Origin of the sequence: Streptomyces sirii, from assembly GCF_045690365.1 — a bacterium.
GTDB lineage: Bacteria > Actinomycetota > Actinomycetes > Streptomycetales > Streptomycetaceae > Streptomyces > Streptomyces sirii.
This window is the reverse complement of record NZ_CP147982.1, coordinates 8,409,277-8,429,445: the sequence shown is the minus strand read 5'-3', so window position 1 is coordinate 8,429,445 and position 20,169 is coordinate 8,409,277. Positions and strand designations below refer to the sequence as shown.

Here is a 20,169-nt window from a genome sequence, read left to right as displayed (position 1 = left end):
GGTTCACGCAATATGCGCACTCAGGGTGGCCAGTGGCCCGACGCACTGTCAAGGGGTACGCACCGACCACCCCGCGTCCGTGTACACCCCCAGCCGCCGCTCCTCGCCCCCGCAGATCAGCCCCGTGCCGGCCGGCATCGCCGCCCAGTGGGGGAAGCCCGCTCCCCCACCGATCTTGGAGTGGTCGGCGAGCACCCAGGCGGCCCGGGCGCACTCGGCCATCGTCTCCTTCAGGGCGGCCTGTTCGAGGTCGGGGCAGTTGATGCCGCGCCGGGGGTCGAGGCCGTCGACCCCGAGGAAGGCGATGTCCGGGGTGAGCCGGCGCAGCGCCTGTTCCGTACGGGTGCCCAGCAGCGCCTCGTTGGGCCGCCGCAGCCGCCCGCCCAGCACCACGACATCGACCTCCGCGTCCGCCAACTCGACCAGCACGGCGAGCCCGTTGGTGACGACGGTGACGTCGACGCGGTCGCGCAGCTCGTGCGCCAGCCGCGCGGTGGTGGTGCCGGCGTCGAGGAGCACCACATCGCCGCTGCGGACCAGCGCGGCCGCGGCGCGCGCGATGGCGTCCTTCTCGGTGCGCCGAGTGCGCTCCTTGTCATGCCGGGACCGCTCCACCGCACGGTGGTCGACCGCGCCGCCATAGGTGCGGGTGATCCGGCCGAGCGCCGCCAGCGTCGCCAGATCGCGGCGGATCGTGGACAGCGAGACGTCGAACTCGCCCGCCAGGTCGTGCACGCTGACGTCGCCCGCCCCGAGCAGCTCGACCATCCGCTCCCGGCGGCGCCGGGTGGCCGAGCGTTCCCCACTGGTCACGTCACTCTCCGCCTCTCAAGTTGCGCGATTCACGCAACTTGAGATTAACAGCCGTGGAGACCGGCCCGGAAGCAGCCGGGAGACGGCCGTGAGGCACGGCAGTCGGCCGCACAGGCCGGGCGCAGCGCACGGCAACCGCGCCGGCGCCCCCAGCACCCGTCCCCCTCAGGCGAGCACCTTGGCCTTGGCCTTCTGGAACTCCTCCTCGGTGATGTCCCCGCGGTCCTTCAGCTCCACGAGCTTCGCCAGGGAGTCCTCGGGCCGGATGGTCTCGCCCTGCGCCTTGACGGTCTCCCGGATGTACTCCCGCAGCTGCCTCTGCTGCCGCTGGGCCAGCGCGACCTCACGTTCGCTCAGTCCGCGGCCCCGCGCCAGCACATAGATGAAGACGCCGACGAAGGGCAGCACGATCACCAGGACGAGCCACCCCGTTTTGGCCCAGTTGTTGATGTCCTGGCTGCGGAAGATGTCACCGATGATCCTCACCAGCAGGAACAGCCACATCACCCACAGGAAGATCAGACACATCGTCCAGAAAGCGTTGAGCAGCGGGTAGTCCATCACGGCCTCCTTCTGCTGCGAGCCGTGCCCTCACCTCAAAGGATCCTCGCCGTCGGCCGCCGCCGCGAACAGACCGCCGTCGGCGAGCGTCTGCTCCGTCCAGATGACCTTGCCGCCCGCGGTGTAACGGGTCCCCCAGCGCTCTGCCATCTGGGCGATCAGGAAGAGGCCGCGGCCCCCCTCGTCCGTGGTGGCGGCCTGCCGCAGATGCGGTGAGGTGCTGCTGCGGTCGGAGACCTCGCAGATCAGGGAGGTGTCGCGGATCAGCCGTACGCGGATGGGGCCGGAGGCGTAGCGGATGGAGTTGGTGACCAGCTCGCTGAGGATCAGCTCGGTGGTGAACGCCTCGTCCGCCAGCCCCCAGTCGACGAGCTTGCGGACCGCCGCGGCCCGGACCTGGGCCACGGCCGACGGGTCGGGCGGTACGTCCCAGTCGGCGATGTGCGCGGTGTCCAGCACCCGGGTGCGGGCGACCAGCAGCGCGATGTCGTCGCTGGGGAGTTCCGGCAGCAGCGCGCCGAGCGCGGCCTCGCAGGTCTCCTCCGGTGTCCGCTCGGGGTGGTCGGCCAGGGTGCGGCTCAGCAGCTCCATCCCGTCGTCGAGGTCGCGGTCGCGGTCCTCGACGAGCCCGTCGGTGAACAGGACCAGCCGGCTGCCTTCGGGCAGTTCGCGCTGCCAGGACTCGAAGGGCATACCGCCGAGCCCGAGGGGCGGACCACCCGGCACCTCGGCGGTCTCGGCGGTGCCGTCCGGCCGCAGCACCAGGGGCTGGACGTGGCCGGCGCGCGCCATCGTGCAGGTCCCCGACGCCGGGTCGTAGATCGCGTAGAGACAGGTGGCGCCGGTGACCCCGGCTCCCTCGGCGCCCTCGGACCCCTCGTCCTGGTCGATCCGGGTGACCAGCTCGTCGAGGTGCCAGAGGATCTCGTCGGGGGGCAGGTCCAGATTGGCGAAGTTGTGGACGGCGGTGCGCAGCCGTCCCATCGTGGCGGCCGCGTGCAGGCCGTGCCCGACCACGTCGCCGACGACCAGCGCCACCCGGGCGCCCGGCAGCGGGATGATGTCGAACCAGTCGCCGCCGACGCCGCCGAGCCCGCTGCGCCCGGCCTGCGCGGGCAGATAGCGGTAGGCGGCCTCGACGGCGTTCTGCTCCGGTAGCGCACGCGGCAGCAGGCTGCGCTGCAGGGTGACCGCCATGGTGTGCTCGCGCGTGTAGCGGCGCGCGTTGTCGATGCTCACGCCGGCACGGGCGACCAGTTCCTCGGCGAGGGAGAGATCCTCCTCCTCGAACGGCTCGGGCACCTGCGAGCGCCAGAACATCACCACGCCGAGGATGGCGCCGCGGGCCCCCAGCGGTACGGCGATCATCGAGTGGATGCCGCGGGCGACGATCTTCCGGGCACGCTGGGGATTCTGCAGTTGCCAGCCGGAGAAGGCGGGCAGGTCGGCCTCGAGGACCGCCTCGCCGCTGGTGATGCCGGCGCCCACGGAGGTGGACGGCTCGAAGCGGATCGGGCTGCCGACGGGGTACAGGCCACTGTCCGGCGGAATGCCGGCCGCCGCGGTGCGCCGCACCTCGATGCCCGCGCCGGCGAAGACCGCCGGCTCCTCGCCGGTCAGCACGTCCTCGGCCAGGTCGACGGTGACGATGTCGGCGAACCGGGCCGCGGCGAACTCCGCCAGTTCCTCGCAGGTGCGCACCACGTCGAGGGTGGTGCCGATCTCGGTGCCGGCGTCGTAGAGCAGTTTGAGGCGCCCGCGGGCCACATCGGCGCGGCCGGTGACCGCCCGCAGCTCGGTGGTGTCCCGCAGTGTCGTGACGCTGCCGGGCGGGCCGCCGGCCTGGTCGGTCGAGCGCTGGTTGACGGCCAGCAGCCGTTCGCCGACCGGGTGCACCTCGTCGGTGACGACCCGGCCGGACGCGAGCAGTTCGGCGGTGGCCCGGTCGAGCCCGAGGTCGGCGATCTGACGCCCTTCGACGTCCGGCGGCAGATCCAGCAGCCGGCGAGCCTCGTCGTTGGCGAGCAGCACCCGGCCGTCGCCGCCGGCGATGATCACGCCTTCGCGTACGGCGTGCAGCACCGCGTCGTGGTGCTCGTACATGCGGGTCATCTCGGCGGGCCCCAGGCCGTGGGTCTGGCGGCGCAGTCGCCGGCTGACGAGCGCGGTGCCGCCGGTGGTGAGGACGAGGATGCCGGCCGCGGTGCCGAACAGCAGCGGGAACTGGTCGTCGACGACGCCGCTGACCTTCTTGATGGTGATGCCGGCCGAGACCAGTCCGATGACCTTGCCCTCATGGCCGAAGACCGGCACCGTCGCCTGGACCAGGGGGCCTATGGTGCCGACGATCTTCTCGGTGACCACGGCGCCGGACAGCGCGGGCTTCAGCGTGCCGACGAACTTCTTGCCGATCCGGTTGGTGATGGGGTGGGTGTAGCGGATGCCCTCGGTGTTCATCACCACGATGAAATCGACGCCGGTGGCCTTGCGGGCGGCCTCGGCCCGCGGCTGCAGTACGGCGGTCGGGTCGGCGCTCCGCAGCGCCGGCTCGATGCCTGGTCCATGGGCGAAGGACTCGGCGACGGCCACCGATCGGTTGCGGGCCTCGCGTTCGGAGTCGGTCCGGGACTGCAGCACGAGCGCCGCCATGGCGGCGGCGACCAGCAGCACCACGATCGCCACCTGCAGGAGAAAGACCTGACCTGCGACAGTTCGCATCCTGAGAACCGAACGCGGGCGGCCGTAGCGTCCGGCCATGTCCTCTTTCTACACCTCCCGCATACGGTGGGCGAGCCGCGCACTGCGGAGCGCAGCGGCCGCTGTGGCCCGTGTGACTTCGGACGGTTTCACGGGCTGTTCGAGGATCGTCCCGTGATCTGCGGCCGGGCGCCAGAGGGCGGAAAGACCCTCGGGTAGGTTTTACTGACGCACATATGCGAACGTCCTCGACGAAGGGGACAAAGGCGCCGGTCACCGCCCGGCATCAGACCGGGAACAAATCGCCCAGGTTCTGGATTGTGCATGTAACTCTCCCCACAGGTTTGAACTCTTGATGGGCGGAGGTGTGCCGGTCGGGATATCCGGACCCCGGCACAACGTGCCTGGTCAGCGCGGTGCACGGGTGGCCGGAAGGCGGCGGACGGGCCGTTCTGAGGTGCACCTTGCCGCCCTATGGCCCGGCGATGCGGTATGAGACGTTCTTGGGCATGCATGTTCCAGAGGAGATCCGCGCCGAGGCGGCGGGGCTCATCGACCACCACGCGCTCGGCCTGTGGAAGCCGCACGACGCCGACCGGCGCATCGCCGTGGCGCTGTTCCGCTTCCTCGAAACAGGTCTGCCCCTCACGGGCGAGCAGGTCCGGTCCGTCCTGGCGCACGCGGAACCGGCCGACGGGGCCAGTGAGCGGTTGCTGAAGCTGCTGCGCATGACCGCCGGGCTGCTCGACGACGCACCCGCGGCCGATTCCCCCACGGGGCGGGACGCCGTCGACCACGTATGCCTACTGCTGGACGCACTGGCGCTCTCCCGCCCTGCGGAGCAGTAGCGCGCGAGCCCGCGGAGCAGTAGCGCGCGAGCCAGCCGCGTGACGCCCCCCCCCCCCCCCCCCCCCCCCGCGACGGGGGCGGGCACCCGCGGGTCGGCGCCTCTACATACGCGTCTTCACGCGTCTTCACGCCTCTGCGCCCACTCCGCGTCGCGGCACCCCTGCACCCGCCCACCTCGCGTCGTGGCGCCCTTCCGTACCTCTGCGCCCGCCCAGCCCGCGTCACGGCACCTTCTGCGCACCTCTACACCCGCCCACCCCACAGCGCGGCACCTCTCCGCACCCCCGCACCCGCCCACCCCACAGCGCGGCACCTCTCCGCACCCCCGCACCCGCCCAGCCCGCGTCGCGGCACCTCTCGGCCCCCTACACCCGCCCACACCGCACCTCTACACCCGCCCACCCCCCGTAGGGGGTGGGCGGAGGGGAAAAGAGGCAGGAGGGCCAGGAAGCAGGAAGGCCGGCGAAGCAGGAGCACGGGGAATACAGCAGAGCGAGAAGACAGGGCAACAGCCAAAGCCCGCCCGGACAGCTGCTCCGGGCGGGCTTTGACTCTCTTGTACGGCTGAGGGGCCGGCCGAAGCCCCAGCTGGGCGCCAAGGCGTACGACTGCGGGGCCGGCCAAGACCCCCAGGGCAGAGCCCGAGGCGTACGACCGAAGAGCCGGCCATCCCCGCGACAGAACCCGAGGCGTACGACCGAAGGGCCGGCCACGACCCGGGGCGGGGCCGAGGCGTATGCCCCGGCCCCGCTCGCGGGCCCCGCTCCCCCGCCGGGCCTACCGCCCTTCCGCGACCGCCCCCGCGGCCGACGGCTCCCCCGCCGCGGCCTGCTCGTCCTCCGGGACCGAGATCACCCAGTGCGTCTCCTGCCGCGGGCGCAGGTAGCAGGCCCAGTACAGCGCGGCGGCGGCGACGATGCCCCCGGTGACGACCAGGCTCTTGGTGCTCTGCTGGGTCAGCACCCAGGCGAGCGCCACGACGAGGAGCGCCGGGACCGCCGGCCACAGCGGCATCCGCCAGGCCAGTCGGTGCTTGTGCTCGCCTCGGCGGGAGACCAGGGCGCCCAGGGCCACGAAGACGTACATCGCGGCGACGGCCACGCCGGTCACCTCGCTGAGGGTGTCGAGGTTGACGAAGCACAGGGCGGCGCCGGGGACGCCGACGACGAGGGTGGCCGCCCAGGGCGAGCCGAAGCGGCGGCCGACGTGCGAGAAGGCGCGGTTGACCGAGGTCGGCCAGGCCGCGTCGCGGGCCGAGGCGAAGACCACGCGGGAGTTCTGGATCACCATCACGATCGCCGCGTTGATGATCGCCAGGGCGATGCAGAGGCTGACGAAGGTGCCGACGCCGGAGTTGCTCCAGTCCTGCACCATGCCCGCGACGTCTCCGGCGCCGAGGGTCTTGAGGTCGGGGGCGCCGAGGGTGATCGCGATGACCGGGATCAGGACGACGGCCGCGCCGATGGCGAGGGTCCACAGCACGGTGCGGGAGACGTTGCGGCGCGGGTTCTCGATCTCCTCGGCGAGGTACACGGCGGTGGAGAAGCCCTGCAGGATGAAGAGCGCGGTGGCCAGACCCGTGACGATGAGGCCGGCGGTGACGGCGGTGGTGTGTCCGTGTCCGGCGTCGATGACGGGGTGGACGAGCACCGACGCGGAGCGCTGGGTGTGGCTGAAGCCGAGGAAGGCGACGACCGCGCAGGCCACGACCTCCAGTACGAGGAAGATGCCGGTGATCCAGGCGTTGGCGCGCAGGTCGAGCAGGCCCATGGCGGTGGCCAGCAGCATCACGCCGGCGGCGGTGTACTGCGGATCCAGGTGGACGATCGGCGCCAGATAGTCGGCGGTGCCCAGGGCGATGATGGGCGGCACGATCATGACGACGATCAGCGACAGGATGAAAACCAGCCACCCGGCGAGGCGGCCCATGAGGGTGCCGACCATGGCGTATTCGCCGCCGGAACTGGGGATCAGCGTGCCGAGCTCGGAGTAGGTGAAGGCCACACCGATACACAGCAGGCCCGCGATGGCGATGGTGAGCGCGGTGCCGGTGCCCAGGCTGGCGAACGAGTCGGGCACGATCACGAAGAGCGAGGAGGCCGGAGTCAGGCAGGAGAGCGTGAGCAGCGTACCGCCGACCACACCGATCGACCGGGTGAGCTTGGGGCCGTTGGCGGTACTCCCCTCCGCCGCACTATGGGTGTCCCGCTCAGGGGCTGCGGAGGCAACAGGCGTGTAGGGCATATCGGTTATCCGTATCCCATCGGTCCGGCGGCAGAAGGGGGCACTTTGCGAGAAGTGCGCCAAAACGCGATGCAGACCTGACGAAGCGCAGGCGCCGCTTTGGTGACCGAATAAAACCCCCGCGTCCGACCCACGTCAAGGCCTTGTTAAGAGCGTGAGACAACGAAATCCGTAGGTGTTGAGCGACATGGTGGCCCGTATCCACATCTACACTGCGGCGTAGTAGCGGATTTCGCGGCTGGAGCAGGCGGGGTGGGATGCCCTCCGGAAGCGGCCCGGCACAGCCGCCGAATCCGTAGCGGCCCCCGCGAATCCGACCCGGCCGCGCGGCCGGGTCGGGCGTCCGGCCCGCCTCACTCCTCCAGCGCGTGCACGCGGGCGATGAGCAGGGCGACGTCGTCGTGGCCGTGTTCGTCACGCAGTGCGCTCAGGAGGCGGTCGCACAATTCCTCGGGGTCCGGCCCGGGCTCGGCGAGCAGGGTGAGCAGGGTGTCCAGGCGGGTGTCGATGGCCTTGTCGCGGGTCTCGATCAGGCCGTCGGTGTAGAGCACCAGGTAGTCGCCGTCGCGAAGCGGCACCGTGGTCTGCTCGAAGGGGACCCCGCCGACGCCGAGCGGGGCGCCGGTGGGCAGATCGAGCAGCTCGGGCTGCCGGCCCGGTCGGACCAGCACGGGCGGAAGGTGCCCGGCGACGGCGATCCGGCACAGGCTGCGGTGCGGGTCGTAGACGGCGTAGAGGCAGGTGGCGAAGGCCGGATCGAGGCCTCCGGCGATGTGGTCGAGGTGGCGGAGCACCTCGGCGGGGTCGAGGTCGAGGTCGGCCAGCGCGCGGATGGTGGTGCGCAACTGCCCCATGGTGGCGGCTGCGTTGATGCCGCTGCCCATGACGTCGCCGACCACCAGGGCGGTCTTGTCGCCGGCCACCGGGATGGCGTCGAACCAGTCGCCGCCGACCTCCCTGGCCGCCTGGGCGGGCTGGTAGCGGTAGGCGATCTGCATGGCCGTGGGCTGCGGCGGCCGGTGGTTCATCAGATGGCGCTGGAGGGTGAGCGCGGTGCGGCGCTCGCTCTGGTACGAACGGGCGTTGTCGATGCACACCGCCGCCCGCGCGGCCAGTTCGACGGCGAGCACGGCGTCGTCCTCGTCGAACGGCTCGGGGTTGCGTACGCGGTAGAGCGACAGCGCGCCGAGCACCTCACCGCGGGCGATCAGCGGCACCGCCAGATACGAGCGGAGTCCGGCCTGTTTGAGGAAGGCGGCGCCCTGCGGGCCCGCCGCGATCCGCCGCAGGTCGTCGTCGTCCACGTGGGCGACGATGACCGGACGGGCCTCGGTCACGCAGCGGGTGATCAGCCGGTCGGCTTCGTAGGAGGCGATCTGCCCGGTGGGGTCGGCGGCGCGGACGGCACCGGTGTCGTAGGCCGTGGCCACCGCGAGCGCCCGGAAGCGGGCGGGGCCGCCGCGGGACAGCACACTGGGGCGCCGGCCGTCGAGGATCGCGTCGAGGACGTCGACCGCGGCCATGTCCGCGAGTTCGGGCACGATGACGTCGGCCAGTTCATGCGCGGTCTGGTCGACGTCGAGGGTGGTGCCGACGGTCGCGGAGGCGTCGGCGATGAGAGCGAGGCGGCGGCGGGCGCGGGCGGCCTCGGTGGCGGCCCGGTGCTGCTCGGTGATGTCGACGACGGAGGTGGCCAGCCCCAGCACCCGGCCGTGGGCGTCCTCCAGCCGGTAGTACGACACCGACCAGGCCTGGTCGGCGTGCGGATCGGCGGCGGTGCCTCCGACGGTGAACTGGTCGAGCAGCGGCCGGCCGGTCTCCAGGACCTCGTGCATCCGGGCCACGATGACATCGGTGTCCAGAAAGGACAGCGCCTCGCGGACATGGCGGCCGATGTGCTGGTCGGCGGGCAGGTCGTTGATGCGTTCCAGCGCCGGGTTGACCATGACGAAGCGGAGGGTGGTGTCCAGGACCGCCAGGCCGATCGGCGACTGGGCGACCAGGCGTACCGACAGTGCCAGGTCCCGCTCGACCCGCCGCAGTACGGCCTGGTCGGTGGCGATGCCCAGCGCGTAGGAGCGGCCGCGTTCGTCCAGCAGGCGCATATTGCGGAATTCGACGAGGCGGGTGCTGCCGTCCTTGTGCTGGATGGGGAAGACCCCCGCCCAGCTCTCGCCGCTGGCCATGACCTGGGAGAACAACCGCAGCACCAGATCGATGTCGTCGGGGCCGACCAGCAGCTGGGCGGCCGGCCGGCCGAGCGCCTCCTGTGCGGTCCAGCCGAAGAGCTCCTCGGCCTGCGGGCTCCAGAGGGTGATCCGTCCCTCCGCGTCCAGCATCACGGCGGCCACGCCCAGCACGTCGAGCAGGCCGCCAGGCTGCCCCGGTGCAGCCCCCACCGGGGCGGCGCCCTCGGGGAACGCGTCGGTCGCACCCATCCAGGCACTCCTTCCGCCGGTCACCGCTGACCGACAGCCGTGGCGCTCTCCGTACATCGGCCGATTCTCGTCGTGTTTCCGATGCCCCCCATCATCCCTCGACACGAGACGGCCCCGCAGGGAGAGCGAGAGCCGCAGGGCATGGGCGTCCCGTGCGCGAGGGAGAATTATCCGCCGCCGGTTCCGGGCCTGCGACCGAGTTGGCGATATTCGGAGCGAATAATCCGGCCGGGCTTCGCGACCGGGCATACGGGCCGGCGGCCGTACGCCGCAAGGCCTGCGGACACGGCAGCCGGCCGCGCGACAACCGGGCCGCACGCTCCGACTTGGAGATGTTGATCTCCTGCGACTACCCTGACCTTTAGTTGCCTCCAGCAACTAACTATCGGTATCGCACCCGGCGACGGTGACCGCGCCGCCGGCGTCAGGAGGAAGCCCGTCATCATGTCCATCACCGACCGGACATTCCGCACCTACGTAGAGGAGAACCTCGATGCACTTAGCTCGAACCCGGCACGCGAAGCCCTGGTCCACCAGGGGCGCCGGGTAACCGCGGGCGAGTTCCGCGCCCTGGTGCACCGCATGGCGCGGGCACTGCGCGCCCAGGGGGTCGAGCGCGGCGCCACCGTCACCCTGCTCAGCGGCAACCTTCCGGAGACCCTCGCCGCCCGCTACGCGGCCAACCTGATCGGCGCCCGGGTCAACCACCTCTACAACAAGCTCTCCGCCGAGTCCCAGGCCCACATCGTCCGCGACGTCGAGACCCGGGCCCTGATAGTCGACCCGCGCTTCGCCGATCGGGCCGCCGAGGTCACCGAGTTGGCGCCGGTGCCGGACGTCCTCGTACTCGGCCCCGCGAAGGTGGGCACGGACCTGCTGGAGCTGGCGGCCGGGCAGTCCGACGAGCCGTTCGCGAGCCTGGCCCGGCCCGACGACGTGTCCACCATCCGCCACACCGGCGGCACCACCGGCCACCCCAAGGGCATCTGCACCACCTTCGAGCAGGCCCGCTGGTTCCACGGAGTGCTGGCGGAGCAGCCGGAGTTCGAGCGCCGGCAGCTGGTCTGCACGACCCTCGCGCACGCCGCGGGCGCACTGGCCGACAACACGCTGTACTCGGGCGGCACGATCGTCCTGCTCGACGACTTCGACCCCGAGACCGTGCTCGCCGCCATCGCCCGCGAGCGCATCACCGACATGTTCCTGCTGCCGCCGCTGCTCTATCAGCTGATGGACCATCCGTCCGCGCGGCACACCGACACCTCCAGCCTGCGGATGGTGACGTACGGCGGCTGCCAGGCGTCCCCGGCCCGCATAGCCGACGCGGTGCGGATGTTCGGTCCGGTGCTGCTGCAGGGCTACGGGCAGAACGAGGCCGGCGGCATCAGCGTGCTCACCCCGGAGGACCACGACCCGGACCGCCCCGACCGGCTTCGCTCCGCGGGCAAGGTACTGCCGGACGTCGAGGTGGCGATCCGCGACGAGTCGGGTCGCGATCTGCCCGCCGGCGAGCACGGCGAGGTCTGCGTCCGCTCCGCCATGATCATGAAGGGGTACTGGAAGCAGCCCGAGCTGACCGCCGAAGTGCTGCGGGACGGCTGGCTGCACACGGGGGACATCGGATTCCTGGACGACGAGGGCTACTTGACCATCGTCGACCGGATCAAGGACATGATCGTCGTGGTCGGCGGCCATGTGTACACCACCGAGCTGGAGGACGTGCTGAACTCGCATCCGCAGGTCCTCCAGAGCGCCGTCTTCGGCGTCCGTGACGCCCACCGCATGGAGCAGGTGCACGCCGTGGTGGTGCGGGTGCCCGGCAGCACCGTCGACGGGCGGCAGCTGCGCGAGAAGGTGCGCCAGGAGCGCGGTGCGATGTACGAGCCGGCCCGGATCACCTTCGTCGACGCGCTGCCGCTGACCGATGCCGGGAAGCCGGACAAGAAGGAGCTGCGCCGGCAGGCCGAGCAGGAGGTGGGCGCCGCCGGCTGACCGCGTTCGGGCCGCCGCGGCTCAACGCCGCGGCGGCCCGATGTGCTGGTCCCGCTCAGAGCAGACCAAGCAGGCCGAAAATCAACGAGAGCAGGCCAAGGTGCTTACCGTCCTTGTGGTGGTAGCCACCGTGATGGTGATGCTTGTGGTGCTTGCCATGATGATCGTGGCCCGACGAGGACGCCGCGGGGGTCTGGGGAGCAGCCGTAGCCGTGCCGGCGAGCGGTACGACGGTGGCTGCAGCGATCGCCGCGGCGGCGACGGAACGGCCTATCGACTTGCGCATTGCGTTCTCCATTAGGCAGGAAATCGGACATTCCGATAAGTACCGCGCTGAGCCGCATCCCCCGCAGACACGGCGGCCGGCCACTCCAACGGCCCAGGGAATTGCTCCAGTCGCGGTAGCGAACGGGCGCGGCGGACCCGCGAGTGTGCTGGTCAGAGCCGGATGACGACAAGGGCCGTGTCATCGGTGGCGCCACCGGAGGGAAGCAGCTCCGCCAGCAGCGCATCGGCCAGCGCCTCGACGTCGGCGCCCCGATGCCGGGTCAGCGCATCGGCCAGCCGCCCCAGACCGACGTCGATGTCCTCCCTGCGGCGCTCGATCAGCCCGTCGGTGTACAGGACCAGCACGGCGTCCTCGGCGAAGGCCACCCGCGCCTCGGGACGGGCCATATGCTCGGGCCGCGCCCCCAGCGGCGGATCGGTCGCCTGGTCCAGCAGCTGCACCGCGCCGTCCGGGTGCAGCAGCGCCGGCGGTGGATGGCCCGCGCTGCTGTAGGCGATGGTGCGGGTGGTCCAGTCGATGATGGCCTGCACCGCGGTGGTGGACTCCGCGCCGTCCACCGACCGGGCGTAGACGCCGAGCACGTCCAGTGCCTGGGCGGGCCCGGCGGCGACCCGCGTCGCGGCGCTCAGCGCGCTGCGCAGCTGGCCCATGACACAGGCGGCGTCCAGACCGTGGCCGACGACATCGCCGACGGCCACCGCCATCCGGTCCCCGGACAGTTCGGCCAGGTCGTACCAGTCACCGCAGACGTTGAGCGCACTGACCGCGGGCCGGTAGCGCACCGCGGCCCGGTGGTGTCCCACGGTCTGGGGCGCCGGCAGCATCGCCTCCTGGAGCGTCAGCACCACCTGCCGCTCGTGGGCGTGGGAGGCCCGCAGGTCCTCGTTGACCTCCTGGAGTTCCTGGGCCCGGGCGAAGAGCTCGGCCCCCAGCCGCCCCCGGTAGCCCTCCCCCTCGGTCTCGGCCCGGACGACCTCGGTGACCTCCTCGACCCGGTGGACGATCAGCCGCACCCGTCCCTCCGCGTCGAGGACCGGAGCGTTGACCGGACTCCAGTACCGCTCCTCGAACTCACCGGGCCGGCCGGGCATCTCGACGTCGTAGCGCTGCAGCGCCATGGTGTCGCGTGCACCGGTGGCCACCACCCGTTCCAGGGAGGCCCGCAGATTGCGCGTCCCGGTGGCGGCGGGGTCGTCGGGGTTGTCGGGGAAGACGTCGAAGAGCAGGCGGCCGATCACCTCGCGGCGCTCCCGCCCGGCCCGGCGCAGCAGCGCCTCGTTGGCGTCGGCGATCACGAACTGCGGGGTGAGCAGCAGCACCGAGCCCGGCAGCGCCTGGAAGACCGCCTCGTAGTCGATCGCCGGCTCGCTCATGTGCGGCCCGCGTCCGGCGGCGGGCGCCGCACGCGCTCGCCGTTCACCTCGGGTGCGTTCCGCTCGGTCACCACGTGCGGAATGTTCCCGCCCGGACGGGCGGCGCGCATGCCGGGACCGGTGCCCGCCGCCCCGGTCGGCGCGCGAACGGCGAGGCCGGTCCGGAAGTGGCACGACCGGGGCGGGTACGGCCGTCCGGGTGGGAGGTGTGCCCCCGGGCAGGCCGCTCGCCCCGCGGAGGGCACGTGCTACCTGGCCTTGCGCGCCCGGCTCGGCTGGACCCGGGCCGGCTCGCCGGGCATCTTCGGGTGGTCGGGGGGATAGGGCATGTCCCCCAGTCCCTCCTCCGCCGCGTGCCGGCCGGCGAGTTCCAGGACGGACTGCAGGCTGAAGGCGTGGTCGGCCATGTCGGCGTGCACATCGCCGAGTTCGGCGAAGCGCGGCGGGACGGTGCGCAGATCGAAGTCCTCGGGCGTGGCGTCGGACAGCTCCTCCCAGCGCAGCGGGGTGGAGACCGTCGCACGCGGCCTGGCCCGCAGCGAGTAGGCCGAGGCGATGGTCCGGTCCCGGGCCATCTGGTTGTAGTCGACGAAGACCTTCGCGCCGCGCTCCTCCTTCCACCAGGCCGAGGTCACCAGGTCCGGCAGCCGGCGCTCCAGGGCTCGGGCCACGGTGATGGCGGCCCGTCTGACCTCGGTGAACGTCCATTGCGGCAGGATCGGTACATAGACGTGCACCCCGCGGCCGCCGGAGGTCTTGGGCCAGCCGCGCAGTCCGTGTTCGGCAAGCAGCTCCCGCAGTTCGTAGGCGACCCGGACGGCGTCGGCGAAGTCGGTGCCGGGCTGCGGGTCGAGGTCGATGCGCAGTTCGTCGGGGTGCTCGGTGTCGGCGCGGCGCACCGGCCAGGGGTGGAAGGTGAGGCACCCGAGGTTGGCCGCCCAGAGCACGGCGGCGGGCTCGGTGGGGCACATCTCGTCGGCGAACCGGCCGCTGGGGAAGGCGATGCGGGCAGTGGGCAGCCAGTCCGGCAGTCCCTTGGGGGCCCGCTTCTGGTAGAAGAACTCGCCCTCGACGCCGTCGGGGAAGCGCTGCATGGTGGTGGGCCGGTCGTGCAGGCCCCGCAGCACCCCGTCCGCGACGGCGAGGTAGTACTGCGCGACGTCCAACTTGGTGAAGCCGCGCTCGGGGTAGTACGTCTTGCCGGGATTCGACACCCGCACCGTGCGCCCCGCGACGTCCAGCTCGACAGCTTCGCCTCCGGCCATGCCTCCACGCTAGGTTGCGCGCCGCGGCACCGCGCGCCGGGCGGGCGGCGGGCCGTGCCCTCGGCGCGCGGTGAGCGCCCCGAGCGCGCAGGATCGGGAGCATGGATCTGCCCGTCATGCCCCCGGTGTCGCCGATGCTCGCGAAGCTGGTGACCGACATCCCGGCCGGCATGCAGTACGAGGCCAAGTGGGACGGCTTCCGGGTCATCGTCTTCCGTGACGGGGCGGACGTCGAGATCGCCAGCCGGACCACCAAGTCGCTCACCCGCTACTTCCCCGAGGTGGTCGCGGCCGTACGGGCCGAACTGCCGCCGCGCTGCGTCGTCGACGGCGAGATCGTCATCGCTCATGACGGCCGGCTGCACTTCGAGGAGCTGCTGGAGCGCATCCATCCGGCGGACTCCCGGGTCCGCACGCTCGCCGAGCGGACGCCCGCCTCCCTGGTCGCCTTCGATCTGCTGGCGCTCGGTTCGGACGCGCTGATGGACCAGCCGCAGTCGGCGCGCCGGGAAGCGCTGGTCGAGGCGCTGCGGCCGGCGCGGGCGCCGGTGTACACCGCGCCCGCGACGACGGACCGGGAGCTGGCGGGCCGCTGGTTCACCCAGTTCGAGGGGGCGGGGCTGGACGGGGTGGTCGCCAAGCCGCTGGACCTGCCGTACCGGCCGGGCGACCGCGCCATGTTCAAGATCAAGCATGCCCGCACCGCGGACTGTGTGGTGGCGGGCTACCGGCTGCACAAGAGCGGTCCGGTGGTCGGGTCGCTGCTGCTGGGCCTGCACGACAGCGCGGGTCGGCTCCAGCATGTCGGGGTGTGCGCCTCGTTCCCCATGGCCAGGCGGCGGCAGCTGGTCGAGGAGCTGGCGCCGCTGCGGATGGACGAGGTCGCCGACCACCCCTGGGGCGCGTGGACGGACGAGGCGGCGCACGCGTCCCGGCGGATGCCGGGCGGGCCCAGCCGCTGGAGCGGCGGCAAGGACCTGTCGTGGGTGCCGCTGCGCCCGGAGCGGGTGTGCGAGGTCGCCTACGACCACATGGAGGGCAGCAGGTTCCGGCACACCGCCCAGTTCCGCCACTGGCGCCCCGACCGTACGCCGGAGAGCTGCACCTACGCCCAGCTGGAGGAGCCGGTGGGCTACGACCTGCGGGAGCTGCTGGAGGACTGAGGGCGGGCGCGGGCCGCAGGCCTGCCGGTCAGCGCTTGTCCGGGGGCCAGCGGCGCCGGCTCTCCCCCGGCGCGAGCCGGTCCACCACCTCGGCCAGTTCCGTGCAGGCCTGCTCGATCTTGCGCCGGATGGCGTTCTGCTCGGTGACGATCGCCGACAGCAGCAGCGCGGTGAGCGCCGCGGACGCGTTGAGCGCCTGCAGGTTGACCATCGCCTCCAGCAGGCTCTGGCCCTCGAACGGTCCGATGCGCGCGGTCGCCGCCGTGATCGCCAGTACGGACACCAGGAGCACGCAGGGTGCCGCCCCCGCGAGCTGGAAGCGCAGCGCCGCCCACACGATCAGCGGAAAGACCAGGAAGAGCAGGGAGAGCTGGCTCCTGGTCGCCATGAACGACATGACGACGGCCGCGACCAGCAGTGCCGCCGCCTCGGCCCAGCGGTAGGCGGGGATGCCGTAGGGCCGCCCGGTGGTGCGGAGGGCGAGGACGAGGGGGGTGACGACGAGGACGCCCATCGCATCGCCCACCCACCAGGCAGCCCAGGTCCGCCAGAAGCCTCCGGTCGGCAGCGAACCGGTCAGCACCTGGGTTCCGCTGCCCACCGTCGCGCTGATCAGCATGCCGGCGAACGCGCCGAGGGCGACCAGGGCCACCCCGTCGCGCAGGCGGTCCAGTTCGACGCGGAAGCCCACCTTGCGGAGCATCAGGCAGGCGCACACCGGGGCGAGGGTGTTGCCCGCCATGACGCCGAGGACCGAGACGTCGAGCGGGCTGAGCGTCGCGACGATCGCCAGCGTGCCGAGGGCGATGCCCGGCCAGGTCCACATGCCCAGCAGGAGCAGGCTGCTCAGCGCGATGCCCGTGGGCGGCCATAAGGGCGTGACCACGGCACCGGCGACCACCACCGACTCCCGAAGGCCGATCCATGCGGACGCGAAGTAGACGGCGGTGAGAACGAAGATGGTCAGGGCTGCCGGTGCGAGACGTCGGAGTTCTTCGGTGCGCACCACATCAGCCATCAGACAACGCGGACGGCCGGGCGTCGGCTGCGACACGCGCGCCCGGACCGGGCTTCACCCGGGGCTGCGGACCGCTGCCGTCGAAGCACAGCACGATCACCGCCGAGTCGTCGCTGTGCCCGGTCAGCTCGGCCACGCTCATCGCCGCGGCGGCCACGGTGGCCGGATCGCCGTCGGCGTTGGCGCACACCAGGCGGGTGACCTGCTGCAGTCCGGCCTCTATCGGGAACGACGGCCCCTCGACGACCCCGTCGGTGAGCAGCACCAACGCGCCGGAGGTGTCGAGCCGGCGGCGGGTGACGGGGTACACCTCGCCCGGCACGATGCCCAGCGGCACTCCCCCGGGGTCGTTGGTCAGGCCCGAGCGGCCGTCGCCGGTGACCCAGATGCCGGGGATATGGCCGGCCCGGGCGCTGGACAGTTCCCAGGCGACGGGGTCGAAGCGGACGAAGGTGCAGGTCGCGAAGAGCCCGCAGTCCACCGACAGCAGCAGGTCATTGGCCCGGCTCAGCACCTCGCCGGGGTCGGCGGCGTGCACCGCGACGGCCCGCAGTCCGAGGCGGATCTGCCCCATGAAGGCGGCCGCCTCCACGTCGTGGCCCTGTACGTCACCGATGCAGAAGGCCAGTGAGCCGTCGGGCAGCGGGAAGCCGTCGTACCAGTCGCCGCCGATGTCCAGTCCGTGCCGGGCGGGGGCGTAGCTGGCGGCGGTGCGCAGTCCGGGCACTTCCGGCAGCCGGGTGGGCAGCATCTCGCGCTGCAGCGCCTCGGCCAGCTCGACCCGGGCCCGTTGCTTCTCGGCGCCTTCCCGCGCCTGGGCGGTCAGCCGTCCGAGGGTGGTCAGCAGATCGTCGGCGCTCGCCGACCGCGGGGGACGACGCCGAAGCATGGATCGCTCCAAGGTGCATCGGTGCATGGGCCACTGCGGGGGTGCACGCTCCGTGCGGCGGTCCGCATCGGCCTCCTGACCTGGCCTGATGGGGCTCTGGTGAGCCCACCTGTCCGATTCATCTTATTTCCGCGGTGCGACTTCCGCTTGATGGCGGGCGGCCGGGGCCCCGCACCCCGGCACGCACCGTCTCGCGCGGCCGGACGGCTACGGGGAGCGATCGCCGCCGGGACCGGCCGTCGTCCCTGTTCCCGCTGCCGCCGCTCCGTGGCGGATCTACGCGGTCGCCGTCCGATGGCGGACGCCGGAGCGTACGGCCCAGAAGAACACCACGAGGGCGAGGGCGGCCACCGCGATCGAGTCGTAGGGGGCCGGCAGGTGGCCGGAGCCCTCGAAGGTGCCCAGCCAGGAGAGCACGATCAGGCCGATGAGATAGGCCACCAGCCAGGCGCCGGTGCGGAGTTCGACGCCGAGGGGGCGGCTCGGGCCCGCGCCGTCGCGTTCGATGGCCGCCGCGTCGCGCGCTCCGGGGCGGTGCATGGCCAGGAAGATCAGCAGGCCGGCGAGGACGAGGGGCAGGGCGAGGCGCAGATCGTGCCAGCCCGACCAGTAGACGAACTCGCCGGCCACCACGAAGCTCAGCGGGGCGATCCAGCCCAGCCCCGGAACCCAGCCCGCCGTCCGCCCGCCCGGTTCGGCGCGGAACACCGCGACCGCGACCGCGGAGGCCGCGTAGATCAGCAGATACATGTCGCCCATGACGCTCACGATGTCCTGCCAGCCGCCGAACGGCAGCAGGAAGACCACGATGACCAGGAGGTTGATCACCAGTGCCCGGCGCGGGATGCCGTACCGCTGGTTGACCTTCATGAAGTACCGGGGGATGGTGCCGTTCTTGGCGAGCGCGTAGGTGTGCCGCGCGTCGATGGCCACGCCCACGTACGCCGAGCCGCCGGGCGAGATCACCGCGTCCGCGTAGAGCAGGCTCGACAGCCAGTGCAGGTTGAGGATCAGGGCGAGCTGGCCGAAGGGCGAGTCGAAGGAGACGCCCTGCCAGCCGTTGCCGAGCAGGTTCTCGGGGACGGTGAAGAGGTAGGCCAGCTGCAGGGCGAGGTACATGGCCACGGCCAGGGCGATACCGGTGAGGACCGCGCCCGGGATGGTCCGGCGGGGGTTGCGGGTCTCGCCCGAGAAGTCCAGCGGGGCCTGGAAGCCGTTGACCGAGTAGACGATGCCGCCGCCGGCCAGCGCGGTCAGGCAGGCCACATAGCCGTACGGCGCGAAGCCGCCGTGGTCGGTCAGCCGGCCGGAGTGCCAGCCGGAGGCGATCAGCGCGAGCACGGTGACCACCGGGACGACGATCTTGAACACCGTGATCAGGTTGTTGAGTTGGGCGAACATCCGCACCGCGAACCAGTTCAGCGCGGTCAGCAGCACACTGAGTCCGGCGGCCAGCGCCAGGCCGGCGAGGGTGAGGGTGTGGCCGTTGTAGATGCCGGGGAGGTAGTGGGCCGCGTACTGCATGATCGCGCTGATCTCCGCCGCCGTACCGCCCACCGACAGCAGCGTCGACCAGCCGATGAGGGTGCCGACGAGCCGGCCGCTGGCGAACAGCGGCCAGCGGACCGTGCCACCGCCCTCCGGCCGGGACGCGCCGAGCTCGATCAGGACCAGCGCGATGAGTCCGCACAGCAGGCCGGCCCCGATCCAGGACAGCAGTGCGGCGGGCCCGGCCGTCTGCGCCGCGTACATGGCCGCGAACAGCCAGCCGGAGCCGACGATGTTGGAGAAGCCGATACCGGTCAGCCCCCAGAACCCCAGGTCCCGGCGCAACCGGCGCTCCTGCGCCCGCACTTCCGGCGCACCCGCCGCGCCGTCCCCCTCGGATGCCTGACGCTCTGCCACGAAAACGGTTCCCCTCGATGCGCTGTGCCGCCTCGCTGGACCCTACGTGACGATCATCGGGCCGCGGCCGCCCGCTCCCCCGGGAGCACGCCGCGCGGTGGCCTCAGGCGCAGGTCCAGCAGCCCGACCAGCATGCGGAGGGGCGTACCGAGTGCCCCCGGGGGTGCCGCCGGTCGGCCGGGCGCTCCTCGGCGGGCGCGTCTGCGGCGAGCGCGTGCAGGCCCGCGAGTTGGGCACACAGGACGACGGCGATCGCGGCGAGCTCCTCGGGCTCGGCATGTCCCCTCTCGATCCGCAGCGACAGTGCGACGGGCTCGACGGCGGGCGGGCACTCCTCGGCCGGTGCCCCCGCATCGGCCGGTGCGCCCGCATCGGCCGGTGCGCCCCCGTCGCCCCCTACGGCCTCCTCACCCGGTGTGGACTCTTCGAACTGGGTGCCCTCGCCGGTGGTTCTGTTCTCGTCGGTGAATGCGTTCATAGCTGGGGGTCCCGGGGCTCATGGGCGGTGCGGGGCATGTGACAGCCCGCCCCGGCGTTCCGCCGTGCCGGGTTCGGGGCCGTGTTCGGGCAGGTCACAGGGCTGACGCTAGAAGCGCGGCGGGGCGCTGTCGCGCGGGAGGGCGGTCCCCCTGCGCCATTCGGGCGACCGACCGGCGCCGCATGCGTGATATCC

15 protein-coding genes are annotated in these 20,169 nt (G+C 72.1%); 3 read left to right on the top strand and 12 right to left on the bottom strand.

Annotated elements, in window-relative coordinates:
- Window positions 1-48 precede the first annotated feature (48 nt).
- The 3 genes from WAB15_RS37515 to WAB15_RS37505 form a co-directional block, all read right to left on the bottom strand.
- On the bottom strand, window positions 49-813 hold the full coding sequence (locus WAB15_RS37515; RefSeq protein ID WP_407289051.1) for a DeoR/GlpR family DNA-binding transcription regulator: 765 nt from the start codon (window positions 811-813) through the stop codon (window positions 49-51).
- A gap of 165 nt (window positions 814-978) precedes the next feature.
- The gene (locus tag WAB15_RS37510; RefSeq protein WP_407289050.1) at window positions 979-1,374 is read right to left on the bottom strand and encodes an SHOCT domain-containing protein; all 396 of its coding nucleotides are present in this window, start codon (window positions 1,372-1,374) and stop codon (window positions 979-981) included.
- Window positions 1,375-1,404: 30 nt separating this feature from the next.
- Window positions 1,405-4,131, bottom strand: coding sequence for a SpoIIE family protein phosphatase (locus tag WAB15_RS37505; protein ID WP_399148412.1), 2,727 nt, complete (start codon window positions 4,129-4,131; stop codon window positions 1,405-1,407).
- Window positions 4,132-4,580: 449 nt separating this feature from the next.
- On the opposite strand from WAB15_RS37505, the gene WAB15_RS37500 reads away from it, so the two are divergent.
- A complete protein-coding gene (locus WAB15_RS37500) occupies window positions 4,581-4,919 on the top strand; it encodes a hypothetical protein (protein WP_407289049.1) in 339 nt (112 codons plus the stop codon).
- A 778-nt stretch (window positions 4,920-5,697) separates the two neighbouring features.
- On the opposite strand, the gene WAB15_RS37495 is transcribed toward WAB15_RS37500, so the two are convergent.
- Together WAB15_RS37495 and WAB15_RS37490 are read right to left on the bottom strand one after the other, a co-directional pair.
- A complete protein-coding gene (locus tag WAB15_RS37495; protein ID WP_399148410.1) occupies window positions 5,698-7,164 on the bottom strand; it encodes an APC family permease in 1,467 nt (488 codons plus the stop codon).
- Between the two features lie 353 nt (window positions 7,165-7,517).
- Window positions 7,518-9,602: a SpoIIE family protein phosphatase gene (locus tag WAB15_RS37490; RefSeq protein WP_407289048.1), complete on the bottom strand. Its 2,085-nt coding sequence runs from the start codon at window positions 9,600-9,602 to the stop codon at window positions 7,518-7,520.
- A 444-nt stretch (window positions 9,603-10,046) separates the two neighbouring features.
- Between WAB15_RS37490 and WAB15_RS37485 the strand changes: the two genes are divergently transcribed.
- The gene (locus WAB15_RS37485) at window positions 10,047-11,594 is read left to right on the top strand and encodes an AMP-binding protein (RefSeq protein ID WP_407289047.1); all 1,548 of its coding nucleotides are present in this window, start codon (window positions 10,047-10,049) and stop codon (window positions 11,592-11,594) included.
- Between the two features lie 55 nt (window positions 11,595-11,649).
- On the opposite strand, the gene WAB15_RS37480 is transcribed toward WAB15_RS37485, so the two are convergent.
- From WAB15_RS37480 to ligD, 3 genes are all read right to left on the bottom strand, one after another.
- A complete protein-coding gene (locus tag WAB15_RS37480) occupies window positions 11,650-11,880 on the bottom strand; it encodes a hypothetical protein (RefSeq protein ID WP_399148407.1) in 231 nt (76 codons plus the stop codon).
- A gap of 152 nt (window positions 11,881-12,032) precedes the next feature.
- Window positions 12,033-13,256: a PP2C family protein-serine/threonine phosphatase gene (locus tag WAB15_RS37475; RefSeq protein ID WP_399148406.1), complete on the bottom strand. Its 1,224-nt coding sequence runs from the start codon at window positions 13,254-13,256 to the stop codon at window positions 12,033-12,035.
- Window positions 13,257-13,504: 248 nt separating this feature from the next.
- Window positions 13,505-14,521, bottom strand: a complete 1,017-nt coding sequence (gene ligD / locus WAB15_RS37470; protein ID WP_407289046.1) for a non-homologous end-joining DNA ligase — start codon at window positions 14,519-14,521, stop codon at window positions 13,505-13,507.
- 101 nt (window positions 14,522-14,622) lie between these two features.
- Here ligD and WAB15_RS37465 point away from each other — a divergent pair, with 101 nt between their 5' ends.
- Window positions 14,623-15,684 carry an ATP-dependent DNA ligase gene (locus WAB15_RS37465; RefSeq protein WP_407289045.1) on the top strand — a complete coding sequence of 354 codons (1,062 nt, stop codon included), beginning with the start codon at window positions 14,623-14,625 and terminating at the stop codon, window positions 15,682-15,684.
- A gap of 28 nt (window positions 15,685-15,712) precedes the next feature.
- On the opposite strand, the gene WAB15_RS37460 is transcribed toward WAB15_RS37465, so the two are convergent.
- From WAB15_RS37460 to WAB15_RS37445, 4 genes are all read right to left on the bottom strand, one after another.
- Window positions 15,713-16,693: an MASE1 domain-containing protein gene (locus WAB15_RS37460; RefSeq protein ID WP_407289358.1), complete on the bottom strand. Its 981-nt coding sequence runs from the start codon at window positions 16,691-16,693 to the stop codon at window positions 15,713-15,715.
- Window position 16,694: 1 nt separating this feature from the next.
- Entirely contained in the window at window positions 16,695-17,591 is an 897-nt protein-coding gene (locus WAB15_RS37455) for a PP2C family protein-serine/threonine phosphatase (RefSeq protein ID WP_407289044.1), read from the bottom strand.
- 276 nt (window positions 17,592-17,867) lie between these two features.
- On the bottom strand, window positions 17,868-19,496 hold the full coding sequence (locus tag WAB15_RS37450; protein ID WP_399148402.1) for an APC family permease: 1,629 nt from the start codon (window positions 19,494-19,496) through the stop codon (window positions 17,868-17,870).
- A 103-nt stretch (window positions 19,497-19,599) separates the two neighbouring features.
- Window positions 19,600-19,974 carry an acyl-CoA carboxylase subunit epsilon gene (locus tag WAB15_RS37445; protein ID WP_399148401.1) on the bottom strand — a complete coding sequence of 125 codons (375 nt, stop codon included), beginning with the start codon at window positions 19,972-19,974 and terminating at the stop codon, window positions 19,600-19,602.
- Between the last annotated feature and the right edge of the window lie 195 nt (window positions 19,975-20,169).

Bases quoted from the DNA above. Each gene is read 5' to 3' on its own strand.
- WAB15_RS37510 (WP_407289050.1), bottom strand. From the start codon at position 1,374: ATGGACTACCCGCTGCTCAACGCTTTCTGGACGATGTGTCTGATCTTC.
- WAB15_RS37475 (WP_399148406.1), bottom strand. From the start codon at position 13,256: ATGAGCGAGCCGGCGATCGACTACGAGGCGGTCTTCCAGGCGCTGCCG.
- WAB15_RS37480 (WP_399148407.1), bottom strand. From the start codon at position 11,880: ATGCGCAAGTCGATAGGCCGTTCCGTCGCCGCCGCGGCGATCGCTGCA.
- WAB15_RS37485 (WP_407289047.1), top strand. From the start codon at position 10,047: ATGTCCATCACCGACCGGACATTCCGCACCTACGTAGAGGAGAACCTC.
- WAB15_RS37505 (WP_399148412.1), bottom strand. From the start codon at position 4,131: ATGGCCGGACGCTACGGCCGCCCGCGTTCGGTTCTCAGGATGCGAACT.
- WAB15_RS37465 (WP_407289045.1), top strand. From the start codon at position 14,623: ATGGATCTGCCCGTCATGCCCCCGGTGTCGCCGATGCTCGCGAAGCTG.
- WAB15_RS37500 (WP_407289049.1), top strand. From the start codon at position 4,581: ATGCATGTTCCAGAGGAGATCCGCGCCGAGGCGGCGGGGCTCATCGAC.
- WAB15_RS37445 (WP_399148401.1), bottom strand. From the start codon at position 19,974: ATGAACGCATTCACCGACGAGAACAGAACCACCGGCGAGGGCACCCAG.
- WAB15_RS37490 (WP_407289048.1), bottom strand. From the start codon at position 9,602: ATGGGTGCGACCGACGCGTTCCCCGAGGGCGCCGCCCCGGTGGGGGCT.
- WAB15_RS37455 (WP_407289044.1), bottom strand. From the start codon at position 17,591: ATGCTTCGGCGTCGTCCCCCGCGGTCGGCGAGCGCCGACGATCTGCTG.
- WAB15_RS37495 (WP_399148410.1), bottom strand. From the start codon at position 7,164: ATGCCCTACACGCCTGTTGCCTCCGCAGCCCCTGAGCGGGACACCCAT.
- ligD (WP_407289046.1), bottom strand. From the start codon at position 14,521: ATGGCCGGAGGCGAAGCTGTCGAGCTGGACGTCGCGGGGCGCACGGTG.